Below are 12,608 nucleotides of genomic sequence, written 5' to 3'. Positions count from 1 at the left end.
TACTGGAATTGAGGGACGCTATGGATATCACTGAACTGCTGGCGTTCAGCGCCAAACAGGGCGCTTCCGACCTGCACCTGTCGGCCGGTCTGCCGCCGATGATCCGCGTCGATGGCGATGTGCGGCGGATCAATCTGCCGGCGCTGGATCACAAGCAAGTGCACGAATTGATCTACGACATCATGAACGACATCCAGCGCGTCGACTTCGAGAAACACCTGGAAACGGATTTCTCGTTCGAAGTCCCCGGCGTGGCGCGCTTTCGGGTCAATGCGTTCAACCAGAACCGAGGCGCTGGCGCGGTGTTCCGCACCATTCCCTCGAAAGTGCTGAGCATGGAAGACCTCGGCATGGGTGACGTCTTTCGCAAGATCACCGATGCGCCGCGCGGGCTGGTGCTGGTGACCGGGCCGACCGGGTCCGGCAAATCGACCACGCTGGCGGCGATGATCGATTACCTCAATACCCATCGCCATCACCATATCCTCACCATCGAAGATCCGATCGAGTTCGTCCACGAATCGCGCAAATGCCTGATCAATCAGCGCGAAGTCCATCGCGATACCCGCAGCTTCGCCACCGCCCTACGTTCGGCGCTGCGCGAAGACCCGGATGTGATTCTGGTGGGCGAGATGCGTGATCTGGAAACCATCCGTCTGGCGCTGACCGCTGCCGAGACCGGGCATCTGGTGTTCGGCACGCTGCACACCACTTCGGCGGCAAAGACCATCGACCGGGTGGTGGACGTATTTCCCGGTGATGAGAAGTCAATGGTGCGTTCGATGCTATCGGAGTCGTTGCTGGCGGTGGTGTCGCAGACGCTGATCAAGAAGATCGGCGGCGGGCGGGTGGCGGCGCACGAGATCATGCTGGGAACGTCGGCGATCCGGAACCTGATCCGCGAGGACAAGGTGGCGCAGATGTATTCGGCGATTCAGACCGGTGGGTCGTTGGGGATGCAGACACTCGACATGTGCCTGAAGGAGCTGGTGACCAAGGGCTTGATCAGCCGTGAGCATGCGCGGGAGAAGGCGCGTACGCCGGATAATTTCTGAAGGCCAAAAGCAGAAGATCGCAGCCTTCGGCAGCTCCTACAGTGATTTTTGTAGGAGCTGCCGAAGGCTGCGATCTTTTGATCTTTAGCGCTGGACTACGCGCATCTGCTTACCGGCAGGCTCTTTCGGCAGCACACGCTTGGCAACTACGTAATGCTGTTCCCAGTACGGCTTGTTCAGCGTATCGATGCTCACCGCTTTGCCACGACGCGGTGCGTGGATGAAGCGGTCGTTGCCCAGGTAGATGGCAACATGGTTGACCCGACGACTCTTGATGTTGAAAAAAATCAGGTCGCCCGGCTTCAGATCCTTGCGTTCGACTTTCTCGCCATGTCCGCTGGCCATCGCGTTGGAAGTGCGTGGCAGGTCGAACGTGGCGTCGTTGAACGCATATTTCACCAGACCGCTGCAGTCGAAACCTTTACTTGGGCTGCTGCCGCCCCAACGGTAAGGAGTACCGAGGACGTTCACCGCGCGGCTCAGGACGTTGCTGCTTTCCTTGTTGGCCATCGGTGGCACCAGCTTGCCGTGATTCTTGCTGGCGAGCGTAGTGTGTCTGGTTTGTTTGCTGCTCTTGCTCGAAGGAGCCGAAGCATGGGATTTAGGGGTGAAACCGTTAACGTTGGGAAGACGTTGCTCACGATTGGTGGCGTGGGCGGCCAGTGGCATTAATAGGCAAATAGTTAGCCATGTCTTGAAAAATGGTCGCATTAGGCGTGGCTCTTATGTGTTAGCGCGCAACTTTATAACAGCTTTTTTGTCCCTTCCGAGGCCGTTGGTCGATTCCATCTGAGGGCAACGGAACCAAACAAGCGGCAAACGGACGCAATTGTCGGACAGAAGTGCGGTGCTATAAGGCTTTGACGGACGACACGGTAACATTTGCCGTACGTCGGCTACATGTAAAAAAGTCACAAAGAATTAAAGAAAATTTATCTATCGAGTGAATCGAGGTCTTCATGAACCGCTATCAGCAGGTCGCTGCACCGCAGGATACGCACAGCAAAATCATCGGTTATCTGCTGTGGATTTTTGGTTTCACCGGCGCTCACCGCTTCTATTACGGCAAACCTGTGACCGGGACGATCTGGTTCTTCACCTTCGGTCTGCTGGGCATTGGCTGGCTGATCGACGTGTTCCTGATCCCGGCAATGGATCGCGAGGCGGATCTGCGTTTCACCGCAGGGCCGATTGAATACAACGTGGCGTGGATTCTGCTGACGTTCCTGGGCGTGTTCGGCGTGCACCGGATGTATCAGGGCAAGTGGATCAGCGGGTTGCTGTATCTGCTGACCGGCGGGTTGTTCTTTGTCGGGGTGCTGTATGACTTCTGGACGCTGAATGATCAGGTGTCGGTGCGTAACGCACAGAATCGCGGCGCCTTCCAGTAAGCCTTCGCTAGCAGGGCTGGCTCCCACAGGGGATTTGTGTCGTTCACAGATCCAATGTGGGGGCCAGCCTGCTGGCGAATGGGGCGATGAAGATCAAAAGATCGCAGGCTTCGCCAGCTCCTACAGGTTGGAATGCATTTTCCCTGTAGGAGCTGCCGCAGGCTGCGATCTTTGCTTTTTAGGCTTGGTGGCTGATCCGCCCGTCCACCAGCGTATAGCGCACTACACCCGGCAGGGTGTGACCGAGGAACGGGCAGTTTTCGCCCTTCGACAGCCAGCGTTCACCGGCCACGGTGGATGCCTTCGGGTCGAACAGCACGATATCCGCCGCACCGCCCACCGCCAGTTTGCCCGCGGGCAGACGCAGCGCATCCGCAGGCCCAGCGCTCAGGCGCGCCAGCAGGGTCGGCAGATCCAGCAGACCATCCTCAACCAGCGTCATCGCCAGCGGCAGCAGCAACTCCACACTGCTGATGCCCGGCTCGGTCGCGCCGAACGGTGCCAGTTTGGCGTCGCGTTCGTGCGGCTGGTGATGGCTGGAGATCGCCGAAATCACGCCGGACTTCACCGCTTCACGCAGGCCGTCGCGGTCGGCGCGGGTGCGCAGCGGCGGTTGCACGTGATACAGGCTGCTGAAGTCGATCAGCGCTTCATCGGTGAGAATCAACTGATACAGGGCGACATCCGCCGTGACCTTCAAGCCACGGGCCTGTGCCTGAGCGATCAGAGCCACGCCGCGCGCGCTGGTCAGTTGGCTGAAGTGCGCGCGCACGCCGGTCTGCTCGACCAGCAGCAGATCGCGAGCCAGAGCCACGGTTTCCGCGGTTTCCGGAATCCCCGGCAGGCCGAGGAAACTGGCCACCGCGCCTTCATGGGCCAAACCGCCATCGGCCAGATCGTGATCCTGCGAATTGAAAATCACCGTCAGGTCGAAGGTCGCCGCGTATTCCAATGCCCGGCACAGGGTGCGGGTGTTGCGGAAACTCTCCAGACCATTGCCGAACGCCACACACCCGGCGTCGCGCAGCGCCACCAGCTCTGCAAGCTGTTCGCCGTCCAGCCCTTTGCTCAGCGCACCGATCGGGAACACCTTGGTGTTGCCGGCTTCGCGGGCGCGGTCGAGGATCAGTTCGGCCACGGCCGAGGTGTCGAGCACCGGTTTGGTTTTCGGCGGGCAGCACAGGCTGGTCACGCCACCGGCCGCTGCGGCGCGGGTTTCACTGGCGATCGTGCCTTTGCGGCTGTAGCCCGGCTCGCGCAGGGCCACGTTCAGGTCGACCAGGCCCGGTGCTGCAACCAGACCGTTGGCGTCGATGGTTTCCACAGCGGTGAAACCGGCCGGTGCGGCGCCGAGGGCGACGATCTTGCAGGCTTCAACGTGAATGTCGGTGATTTGATCCAGGCCGCTGCTTGGATCGATGACACGGGCGCCGAGAATGCTGAGCTTCACTGGGCGTTCTCCTGCTCGAATTGACGTTGCGCTGTTTGCCCGCTCATGGCCATCGACAGCACGGCCATGCGGATGGCGATGCCGTAGGTGACTTGATTGAGGATCACCGAGTGCGGGCCGTCGGCCACCGCGGACTCAATCTCTACCCCACGGTTGATCGGCCCTGGGTGCATGACGATGCAATCGGGTTTGGCCCCGGCCAGACGCGCGGTGGTCAGGCCGAACAGGCGGTAGAACTCGCCTTCGCTCGGCAGCAGGCCGCCGGTCATGCGCTCACGCTGCAGGCGCAGCATGATCACCACGTCGACGTCCTTCAGGCCTTCGTTCATGTCGGTGTAGACCTTGACGCCGTACTGCTCGATGCCGATCGGCAGCAGAGTCTTCGGCGCGATCACGCGGATGTCCGGGCAACCGAGGGTCTTCAGGGCGAGCATGTTCGAACGCGCCACCCGCGAGTGCAGGATGTCGCCGACGATCGCCACCGAGAGGTTTTCGAAACCGCCCTTGTGCCGACGGATGGTGAGCATGTCGAGCATGCCTTGGGTCGGGTGCGCGTGACGGCCGTCGCCGCCGTTGATGATTGCCACCTGCGGGCAGACGTGTTCGGCGATGAAGTGTGCGGCGCCGGAGTCACCGTGGCGCACCACGAACATGTCGGCGGCCATCGCTTCGAGATTGCGCAGGGTGTCGAGCAGGGTTTCACCTTTGCTGGCCGACGAGGTCGACACGTTCAGGGTGATCACGTCCGCCGACAGCCGCTGGGCCGCCAGTTCGAAGGTGGTGCGGGTGCGGGTGGAGTTTTCGAAGAACACGTTGCACACGGTCTTGCCGCGCAGCAACGGGACCTTCTTCACCGCCCGGGCACCGACTTCGAGGAACGAGTCGGCGGTGTCGAGGATTTCCGTCAGCAACTCGCGGCGCAGGCCGTCGAGCGAGAGGAAGTGGCGCAGCTGGCCCTGATCATTGAGCTGCAGCGGGCGCTTGGTATCTAGAGGCGTCATCGCGAGGGGGACTCTCAATAAGGGCGGGTTAGGAATTCAGGTCTTGCAGTTCGAGCGTCAGCGGCTCCGGGCCGGACAGCTTGACCCGCTCATTGGCGGCCAGCGACAGGGTCGCACCGACCACGTTCGGGCGGATCGGCAGCTCGCCGGCGTCCAGGTCGAGCAGGCAGACCAGGGTCACGCTGGCCGGGCGGCCGTAGTCGAACAGTTCGTTCATGGCGGCGCGGATGGTCCGGCCGCTCATCAATACGTCATCGATCAGCACCAGGTGCTGGCCTTCGATCTCGAAGGGCAGGGCCGAAGGACGCACTTGCGGGTGCAGGCCGTTCTGGCTGAAGTCGTCGCGGTAGAAGGAAACATCCAGCGTGCCCAGTGGCGCGTCGCTGGCCAGTTCCTTGAGCAAGGCCTGCGCGACCCAGATGCCGCCAGTGCGGATGCCGATGTAACGCGGTTCGCTGATATCACGCTGTGCAAGGTGCGCCTTGAGGCGGGTCGCCATCTGGCTGATCAGATCGGCGGGATTGGGCAGGCTCATGGTTGCTCCTTCGTGATTCCGAGCCGCGTCCTGCCGGACATGGCTGGGTTTATAACCAAAAGAAAAGCGCCGAAGCGCTTGTCAGGATTCAAACAATGCAGTGTTTTCATCGAGCCAGCCCTGCAACAGCAGGGCGGCGGCGATGGCGTCCACCGGGTTGTCGCGGTAACTGCCTTTCTGCCCGCCACGCACCAGTCGCTCACCCTTGGCTTCAAAGGTAGTCAGGCGTTCGTCGTGGGTATAGAAGGGCACATTGAAGCGGCCATTGAGCCGTCGGGCGAATTTCTCCGCGCGCAGGCACATCTCGCTGGGCGTACCGTCCATGTTCAGCGGCAGGCCGACCACCACGGCGTCGGGTTTCCATTCCTTGAACAGCGCTTCGACCTGATTCCAGTCGGGTACGCCGTTCTGCGCTTTCAGGGTGCACAGCTCGCGAGCCTGGCCGGTAATCACCTGGCCGACCGCAACGCCGATCTGTTTGGTGCCGTAGTCGAAGCCGAGAATCAGGCGCAGGGCCATCAGGCGTGCCCTGCCTGGCTGGTCAGCAGGCTGAGATTGATCCCCAGATGCCGTGCCGCCGCTTCCAGACGCAGCTCGCTGCTGGTGTTGAACAGGATGTCGGCGTCGTACGGGCAGGTCAGCCAGGCGTTGTCGGCCAGCTCGGCCTCCAGTTGCCCGGCTTCCCAACCGGCATAACCAAGGGTGATTACGCTTTTCGCCGGGCCTACGCCGTCGGCGATGGCGAACAGCACGTCCTGCGAGGTGGACAGCGCCAGATCACCGTCCAGTTCGACGGTGGCCTGAAAGGTCTTGCCCGACGGGTGCAGGACGAAACCGCGATCGGTCTGCACCGGGCCGCCAATGAAGATCGGCACATGCTGGCACAGCGCTGGCGGATCGATGTCCGGGCGTAATTGCTCGAGAATGTCAGCCAGATTCAGCTCTTGCGGTCGATTGACCACCAGCCCCATGGCGCCATTGGCCGTGTGCTCGACGATGTAGGTCAAGGTGTGGGCAAAGTTCGGGTCGGCCATGTGCGGCATGGCGATCAGGAAGTGATGCTTGAGGTAGCTGGGGCTGACGTTTTTCATGAGCGATAGTGTGGCGTTCAAGGGGCGAACTGACAAGCTGAGGATCAGAGAACAACGCAGATCCATTGTTGAAGCTGAACCTTTGTGGTGAGGGGATTTATCCCCGATGGGGCGCGAAGCGGCCCTGAATCCATTGACGTGATATGCCTGACATACCGCGCATGCTGGTTTTGCGACTGCTTCGCAGCCGATCGGGGATAAATCCCCTCACCACAAAAAAACTGTATGCCGGCGGTCAGTTGCTGGAAAGCTTGTCGCCCCGGGCGAATTTCCAGGTGCGGATGATTTCCAGTCGGTCGATATCCGACAGATCGCCGGTAAACGGCGCGAACGGCGCCGCCAGCCGGACAATGCGCTGCGCCGCCTGATCCAGCAGCGGCTGGCCGGAGGACTCGAGCACCAGCACTTCATACAGCGAGCCATCGCGGTTGATCGAGACCATCAGCCGCAGGTTGCCGTAGATCTGCTTGCGCCGCGCTTCCTCCGGGTAATTGAGGTTGCCGATGCGCTCGACCTTCTTGCGCCAGTCGTCCTTGTACCAGGCACCCTTGTCGCGCATGGTCGAGGCCGCGCTCAAGCGGTGAATCCGCGGGCGCTTGGCGTACAACTGTTGTTCGTTGGCCAGTTCCGCTTCGAGGCTGGCGATGTCGCTGGACAGCTGTGAACTGTCGAACGTCGGCGCGTTGACCGCAGGTTTGGTCTCGGTTTTGGTTTCTTCTTTCTTGGTCGGCGCCTTTTGCTGTTTCGGCGCCACGGTGGTCACCGCAGCCTTGGGCGCCGCTTCGCGCACTTCCGGTTTGGCGGCCGGGGGCGGGGTGACCTTCTTGACCTGATTGTCCTGGAACGGCGCGACCTCGGTGGTCTTGGGAATCGCCTTCTTGTCGAGGGTGCCGCTGCCTTCCTGGTTTTCCTGAGCGAGGAAATCAGCCTTTTTCGGCTTGGTTTCGCTCTTGAAGGTGGCGAGGGTGATTTCCAGGGTTTTACTGATCTGCTTGGGTTCGACCATGGTAAAGCCGACGCCGAGCAGCAGCGCCAAATGAATCAGCGCCGCGAGAAACAGGGTAAATCCGAGGCGATCGGCCGGGCGCACGCCACGGTGGGCGAGTTCTGCGGGCAGATCGGACGGGAGGGTCATGACAAGAAAACCAACATCGCGTTTTTCAGAGGCTGCGCATGATAACGCAATGTTGGTTTCGCGCCTTGGGCTTCACGCTTCAAGCGACAAGCTGCATGTGACACACGTCAAGCTTGCGGCTTTTTGCCGGCGGCTTGCAGCTTCTTGTCGATGGCATCCATCAGCATGCCGCCGATATCGGTACCGAAAGCGTTGTCGATTTCGCGGATGCAGGTCGGGCTGGTGACGTTGATTTCAGTGAGGTTTTCACCGATCACGTCCAGACCGACGAACAGCAGACCTTTCTCGCGCAGGGTCGGGCCGACCTGGGCGGCAATCCAGCGATCCTTGTCGGTCAACGGCCGTGCTTCACCACGACCACCGGCCGCGAGGTTGCCACGGGTTTCGCCCTGGGCCGGAATTCGCGCCAGGCAGTAATCCACCGGCTCGCCGTCGATCATCAGGATGCGCTTGTCACCGTCCTTGATCGCCGGCAGGTAAGCCTGGCCCATGATCTGCTGATTGCCGAGGGCAGTCAGGGTTTCCAGAATCACCGACAGGTTCGGATCGCCCACGCGGTGACGGAAAATCGAAGTGCCGCCCATGCCGTCCAGCGGCTTGAGGATCACATCGCCATGCTTGGCGGCGAATTCACGCAGCACATCGGCGCGGCGGCTGACAATGGTCGGTGGGGTGCACTGCGGGAACAGCGTGGCGAACAGTTTTTCGTTGCAGTCGCGCAGGCTCTGCGGCTTGTTGACCACCAGCACACCGGCGGTTTCGGCCTGTTCCAGCAAGTAGGTGGAGTAGACGAACTCCATGTCGAACGGCGGATCCTTGCGCATCAGGATCACGTCGAGGTCGCTCAGCAGGTTGTCCTGCTCGGCGTCCAGTTCGAACCACTTTTCCGGGTTGGCGAAGACTTTCAGCGGCTTCATGCGCGCCCGGGCCTGACCTTCGGCCTGATACAGGTCGCGCTGCTCCATGTAGAACAGTTCCCAGCCACGTTTCTGCGCGGCCAGCAGCATGGCCAGCGAGCTATCCTTTTTATAGGAAATGCTGGCGATAGGGTCCATGACAATCCCGACGCGAACGCTCATTGGGTTTTCCTCGAAAATTGGCTACCGGATCGGTATTGAAAAAGTGCCGCCAGAGTGGCGCTGGCAGGGTTTTCGGTCAAGGAAAAACCCGTCGATAGATTGCATCTGGAGACTGTGCTAAAAAGGCTGGCATAGCGTGCTGGCCCTTGAGCATCAAGGGTTTCCAGCCATTACTCATCGCAAAACGGACAATTTGATTCGCAAAGGCGACGGTAGAGCCCTCTTATGGAACAGCAGTCCAGCGCCTTGAAGGTCATGGTGATCGATGACTCGAAAACGATTCGTCGCACCGCCGAAACGCTGTTGAAAAATGTGGGCTGCGAAGTTATCACGGCGATCGATGGCTTCGACGCTTTGGCGAAGATCGCCGACCACCACCCCGGAATCATTTTTGTCGACATCATGATGCCGCGTCTGGATGGTTATCAGACCTGCGCTTTAATCAAGAACAACAGTGCGTTCAAGACCACGCCGGTGATCATGCTGTCGTCGCGTGACGGGCTGTTCGACAAGGCCAAGGGGCGGATTGTCGGTTCTGATCAATTTTTGACCAAACCTTTCAGCAAGGAAGAACTGCTCGACGCGATTCAGGCCCATGTTCCGGGCTTCGCCGCCGTTTTGCCGCAGTAAGACACGTACAGTGACGCTCGGCCAGCGGGCCGGGTGTCGACAAGAAAAATGGGGAAGACCATGGCACGTATCCTGATCGTCGATGATTCGCCGACTGAAATGTACAAACTCACCGGCATGCTGGAAAAGCACGGCCATGAAGTGCTCAAGGCCGAAAACGGCGCCGACGGCGTGGCCCTGGCCCGTCAGGAAAAGCCTGACGCCGTGCTGATGGACATCGTCATGCCCGGCCTCAACGGCTTCCAGGCCACCCGGCAACTGACCAAGGATGCCGAGACCAGCCACATCCCGGTGATCATCATCACCACCAAGGATCAGGAAACCGACAAGGTCTGGGGCACGCGCCAGGGCGCGAAGGATTACCTGACCAAACCGGTCGAAGAAGACATGCTGATCAAGACCCTGAACAACGTGCTGGCCGGTTGATCGCGCGGCCATGAACCAGTCGCTGACCGCGTTCGAGCTGCTGTGGCAGATCGACCAGCGCTGCCGCCTGCTGGCGGCGGACCTGCCGTCGCAGCCCGGCCGTCAGGATCGCTGGAGCGGCATCGGTTTTCGCCTCGGCGAGCATTGGTACGTGACGCCGATGGGCGAAGTCAGCGAAGTGCTGCACGAACCGCGCTGCACTCAGTTGCCCGGGGTCAAGCCGTGGGTCAAAGGGGTGGCTAACCTGCGTGGGCGCTTGCTGCCGATCATGGACCTGTGCGGCTTCTTCGGTCACGAGCTGTCGCCGTTGCGCAAACAGCGGCGTGTGTTGGTGGTGGAGCACAACGATGTGTTCGCCGGGTTGCTGGTGGATGAGGTGTTCGGTCTGCAGCACTTCGAGCAGGACAGCTTCGAACCGATCTCGATCAGCAAGCGCCAGGGCTCCAAGGCCGAGTTCGTCAAAGGCTATTTCCGGCGTGAGCAGAACTGGCGGGTGTTCAGCCTGTTTGCGCTGGCCAAATCGCCAGTGTTCATGAGCGTCGCGATATAGCCGAAGCACCAGATATCTATGGGGTGGGGGTCTGTGGCGAGGGGATTTATCCCCGATGGTTGGCGAAGCCAACCCAAAACCTGCATTCGCGATGTGCCAGATACAACTCAGTTTTGGGGCCGCTGCGCGACCCATCGGGGATAAATCCCCTCACCACAAATCCCACAGTGGACCGTGGCAGGTTTCATAGGCGAGGACCGATGACAAAGGCAAAAACAGGCAAATCGGCGGAGGGATCGCGCAGTCGCTCGCAGATCATCGTGCTGTTCATCGCACTGATCGTGTTCATCATGCTGCTGTTCGCCAACTTCGCCTACCTCAACACCCAGGCCAACTACGACAAGCAGTACATCGGCCACGCCGGTGAGCTGCGCGTGCTGTCGCAACGCATCGCCAAGAACGCCACCGAAGCGGCTGCCGGGAAGTCGGCAGCGTTCAAGCTGCTGAGCGATGCGCGCAATGATTTTGCCCAGCGCTGGGGTTACCTGAAGAAGGGCGACCCGGCCACCGGCCTGCCGCCCGCTCCGGCCACCGTGCGCCCGGAAATGCGCGCGGTGCAGCTGGATTGGGAACGCCTGCTGAAAAACACCGACGCGATTCTCTCCAGCGAACAGACCGTGCTCTCGCTGCATCAAGTCGCCGCGACCCTGGCCGAAACCGTGCCGCAGTTGCAGATCGAATACGAAAAAGTCGTCGAGATCCTCCTGCAGCGCGGCGCGCCGGCAGCGCAGGTGGCGATGGCCCAACGCCAATCGCTGCTGGCCGAGCGCATCCTCGGTGCGGTCAACACCGTGCTGGCCGGCGACGAAAATTCGCAGCAGGCTGCCGATGCGTTTGGTCGCGATGCCACCCGTTTCGGTCAGGTGCTCAACGGTATGCTGCAGGGCAACCCGACCCTGAAAATCAGCCAGGTCGAAGACCGCGACGCCCGTGCGCGCCTGAGTGAAATTTCCGAGCTGTTCCAGTTCGTCTCCGGCTCGGTGGATGAAATCCTCGAAACCTCGCCAGAACTGTTCAAGGTCCGTGAATCGGCGAGCAACATTTTCAGCCTGTCGCAGACCCTGCTCGACGAGGCCTCGCACCTCGCCAGCGGTTTCGAAAATCTTGCCGGCGGGCGTAACACCGACACCATCGGCGGTTACGTGCTGGGCTTGCTGGCGCTGGCCTCGATCATCCTGATAGGCATGGTCATGGTTCGTGAAACCAACCGCCAGTTGCGCGAGACCGCCGAGAAGAACGAGCGCAACCAGAACGCGATCATGCGCCTGCTCGACGAGATCGAAGACCTCGCCGACGGCGACTTGACGGTGACCGCCTCGGTGACCGAAGACTTCACCGGAACCATCGCCGATTCGATCAACTACTCGGTCGATCAACTGCGCGATCTGGTCGCGACGATCAACCTCACCGCCGGTCAGGTCGCCGCCGCCGTGCAGGAAACCCAGGCCACCGCCATGCACCTGGCGCAAGCCTCGGAACATCAGGCGCAGCAGATTTCCGAAGCCTCGACCGCGATCAGCGACATGGCCCAGTCGATCGATCAGGTCTCGGCCAACGCCGCTGAATCCTCGGCGGTGGCCGAGCGTTCGGTGGAGATCGCCAACAAGGGCAACGAGGTGGTGCACAACACCATCCACGGCATGGACAACATTCGTGAACAGATTCAGGACACCGCCAAGCGCATCAAGCGTCTGGGCGAGTCGTCGCAGGAAATCGGCGACATCGTCAGCCTGATCGATGACATCGCCGACCAGACCAACATCCTTGCGCTCAACGCGGCGATTCAGGCTTCGATGGCCGGGGATGCCGGACGCGGTTTTGCCGTGGTCGCCGACGAAGTGCAGCGACTGGCCGAACGTTCGTCCGCCGCCACCCGGCAGATCGAAACCCTGGTGCGGGCGATTCAGACCGACACCAACGAAGCGGTGATTTCCATGGAGCAGACCACCACCGAAGTGGTGCGGGGCGCGCGACTGGCGCAGGATGCCGGGGTGGCACTGGAAGAAATCGAAGGCGTTTCGAAAACCCTCGCCGCGTTGATTCAAAGCATCTCTAACGCGGCGCAGCAGCAGACCTCGTCGGCCGGGCAGATCTCGCTGACGATGAACGTGATTCAGCAGATCACCACGCAGACCTCGTCCGGCTCCACCGCCACCGCCGAGAGCATCGGCAATCTGGCGAAAATGGCCAGTCAGCTGCGCCGTTCGGTATCCGGTTTCACCTTGCCGTCGGCGTCCGCGACGGATAAGGCGTGAGTGGAGTGGT

Annotated in this window: 14 protein-coding genes; 6 read left to right on the top strand and 8 right to left on the bottom strand. The window is 60.9% G+C overall.

The genetic code is table 11. From position 1 onward, the window contains the following. The first annotated feature begins 20 nt into the window (after nt 1-20). Complete coding sequence (locus tag JN524_RS08440; protein ID WP_202369071.1) at nt 21-1,055, top strand: type IV pilus twitching motility protein PilT; 1,035 nt, start codon at nt 21-23, stop codon at nt 1,053-1,055. An 84-nt stretch (nt 1,056-1,139) separates the two neighbouring features. On the opposite strand, the gene JN524_RS08435 is transcribed toward JN524_RS08440, so the two are convergent. Next, nucleotides 1,140-1,766 (bottom strand): C40 family peptidase, encoded by a 627-nt coding sequence (locus JN524_RS08435; protein ID WP_202369070.1) that lies wholly within the window; start codon nt 1,764-1,766, stop codon nt 1,140-1,142. A 248-nt stretch (nt 1,767-2,014) separates the two neighbouring features. Here JN524_RS08435 and JN524_RS08430 point away from each other — a divergent pair, with 248 nt between their 5' ends. Beyond that, a complete protein-coding gene (locus JN524_RS08430) occupies nt 2,015-2,446 on the top strand; it encodes an NINE protein (protein WP_041063521.1) in 432 nt (143 codons plus the stop codon). Between the two features lie 178 nt (nt 2,447-2,624). Here JN524_RS08430 and JN524_RS08425 read toward each other — a convergent pair whose 3' ends face one another. The 7 genes from JN524_RS08425 to gshB all read right to left on the bottom strand — a co-directional run bounded on the left by JN524_RS08425 (nt 2,625) and on the right by gshB (nt 8,737). Next, nucleotides 2,625-3,896, bottom strand: a complete 1,272-nt coding sequence (locus JN524_RS08425) for a dihydroorotase (RefSeq protein WP_202369069.1) — start codon at nt 3,894-3,896, stop codon at nt 2,625-2,627. Further along, complete coding sequence (locus tag JN524_RS08420; protein ID WP_003229107.1) at nt 3,893-4,897, bottom strand: aspartate carbamoyltransferase catalytic subunit; 1,005 nt, start codon at nt 4,895-4,897, stop codon at nt 3,893-3,895. Before JN524_RS08420 ends, JN524_RS08425 begins: the two co-directional genes overlap by 4 nt. A gap of 28 nt (nt 4,898-4,925) precedes the next feature. Next, on the bottom strand, nt 4,926-5,432 hold the full coding sequence (gene pyrR / locus JN524_RS08415; protein ID WP_027610583.1) for a bifunctional pyr operon transcriptional regulator/uracil phosphoribosyltransferase PyrR: 507 nt from the start codon (nt 5,430-5,432) through the stop codon (nt 4,926-4,928). Between the two features lie 81 nt (nt 5,433-5,513). After that, a complete protein-coding gene (gene ruvX / locus JN524_RS08410; RefSeq protein WP_003229101.1) occupies nt 5,514-5,951 on the bottom strand; it encodes a Holliday junction resolvase RuvX in 438 nt (145 codons plus the stop codon). Continuing rightward, on the bottom strand, nt 5,951-6,523 hold the full coding sequence (locus tag JN524_RS08405; protein WP_041063515.1) for a YqgE/AlgH family protein: 573 nt from the start codon (nt 6,521-6,523) through the stop codon (nt 5,951-5,953). The genes ruvX and JN524_RS08405 overlap by 1 nt, the downstream gene beginning before the upstream one ends. A gap of 235 nt (nt 6,524-6,758) precedes the next feature. Beyond that, a complete protein-coding gene (locus JN524_RS08400) occupies nt 6,759-7,658 on the bottom strand; it encodes an energy transducer TonB (RefSeq protein ID WP_007964106.1) in 900 nt (299 codons plus the stop codon). A gap of 107 nt (nt 7,659-7,765) precedes the next feature. Beyond that, nucleotides 7,766-8,737 carry a glutathione synthase gene (gene gshB, locus JN524_RS08395; RefSeq protein ID WP_027610584.1) on the bottom strand — a complete coding sequence of 324 codons (972 nt, stop codon included), beginning with the start codon at nt 8,735-8,737 and terminating at the stop codon, nt 7,766-7,768. Between the two features lie 225 nt (nt 8,738-8,962). On the opposite strand from gshB, the gene pilG reads away from it, so the two are divergent. The 4 genes from pilG (at nt 8,963) to JN524_RS08375 (ending at nt 12,598) form a co-directional block, all read left to right on the top strand. Continuing rightward, complete coding sequence (pilG, locus tag JN524_RS08390) at nt 8,963-9,367, top strand: twitching motility response regulator PilG (RefSeq protein WP_007964102.1); 405 nt, start codon at nt 8,963-8,965, stop codon at nt 9,365-9,367. A gap of 60 nt (nt 9,368-9,427) precedes the next feature. Continuing rightward, the gene (gene pilH / locus JN524_RS08385) at nt 9,428-9,793 is read left to right on the top strand and encodes a twitching motility response regulator PilH (RefSeq protein ID WP_025109154.1); all 366 of its coding nucleotides are present in this window, start codon (nt 9,428-9,430) and stop codon (nt 9,791-9,793) included. 10 nt (nt 9,794-9,803) lie between these two features. After that, nucleotides 9,804-10,343, top strand: coding sequence for a chemotaxis protein CheW (locus tag JN524_RS08380; RefSeq protein WP_007964098.1), 540 nt, complete (start codon nt 9,804-9,806; stop codon nt 10,341-10,343). A 200-nt stretch (nt 10,344-10,543) separates the two neighbouring features. Then, on the top strand, nt 10,544-12,598 hold the full coding sequence (locus tag JN524_RS08375) for a methyl-accepting chemotaxis protein (protein WP_027610585.1): 2,055 nt from the start codon (nt 10,544-10,546) through the stop codon (nt 12,596-12,598). Nucleotides 12,599-12,608 lie beyond the last annotated feature (10 nt).

The sequence above is a fragment of the Pseudomonas sp. MWU318 genome (assembly GCF_016756945.1).
In the GTDB taxonomy this organism is placed as follows: Bacteria; Pseudomonadota; Gammaproteobacteria; order Pseudomonadales; family Pseudomonadaceae; genus Aquipseudomonas; species Aquipseudomonas putida_A.
The sequence above is the reverse complement of the archived record's forward strand: the minus strand, read 5'-3'. Positions and strand labels throughout refer to the sequence as shown.

Excerpts from the sequence above, each read along its gene's own strand:
- JN524_RS08440 (WP_202369071.1), top strand. The coding sequence starts at position 21 with ATGGATATCACTGAACTGCTGGCGTTCAGCGCCAAACAGGGCGCTTCC.
- JN524_RS08435 (WP_202369070.1), bottom strand. The coding sequence starts at position 1,766 with ATGCGACCATTTTTCAAGACATGGCTAACTATTTGCCTATTAATGCCA.
- JN524_RS08430 (WP_041063521.1), top strand. The coding sequence starts at position 2,015 with ATGAACCGCTATCAGCAGGTCGCTGCACCGCAGGATACGCACAGCAAA.
- JN524_RS08420 (WP_003229107.1), bottom strand. The coding sequence starts at position 4,897 with ATGACGCCTCTAGATACCAAGCGCCCGCTGCAGCTCAATGATCAGGGC.
- pyrR (WP_027610583.1), bottom strand. The coding sequence starts at position 5,432 with ATGAGCCTGCCCAATCCCGCCGATCTGATCAGCCAGATGGCGACCCGC.
- ruvX (WP_003229101.1), bottom strand. The coding sequence starts at position 5,951 with ATGGCCCTGCGCCTGATTCTCGGCTTCGACTACGGCACCAAACAGATC.
- JN524_RS08405 (WP_041063515.1), bottom strand. The coding sequence starts at position 6,523 with ATGAAAAACGTCAGCCCCAGCTACCTCAAGCATCACTTCCTGATCGCC.
- JN524_RS08400 (WP_007964106.1), bottom strand. The coding sequence starts at position 7,658 with ATGACCCTCCCGTCCGATCTGCCCGCAGAACTCGCCCACCGTGGCGTG.
- gshB (WP_027610584.1), bottom strand. The coding sequence starts at position 8,737 with ATGAGCGTTCGCGTCGGGATTGTCATGGACCCTATCGCCAGCATTTCC.
- pilG (WP_007964102.1), top strand. The coding sequence starts at position 8,963 with ATGGAACAGCAGTCCAGCGCCTTGAAGGTCATGGTGATCGATGACTCG.
- pilH (WP_025109154.1), top strand. The coding sequence starts at position 9,428 with ATGGCACGTATCCTGATCGTCGATGATTCGCCGACTGAAATGTACAAA.
- JN524_RS08380 (WP_007964098.1), top strand. The coding sequence starts at position 9,804 with ATGAACCAGTCGCTGACCGCGTTCGAGCTGCTGTGGCAGATCGACCAG.
- JN524_RS08375 (WP_027610585.1), top strand. The coding sequence starts at position 10,544 with ATGACAAAGGCAAAAACAGGCAAATCGGCGGAGGGATCGCGCAGTCGC.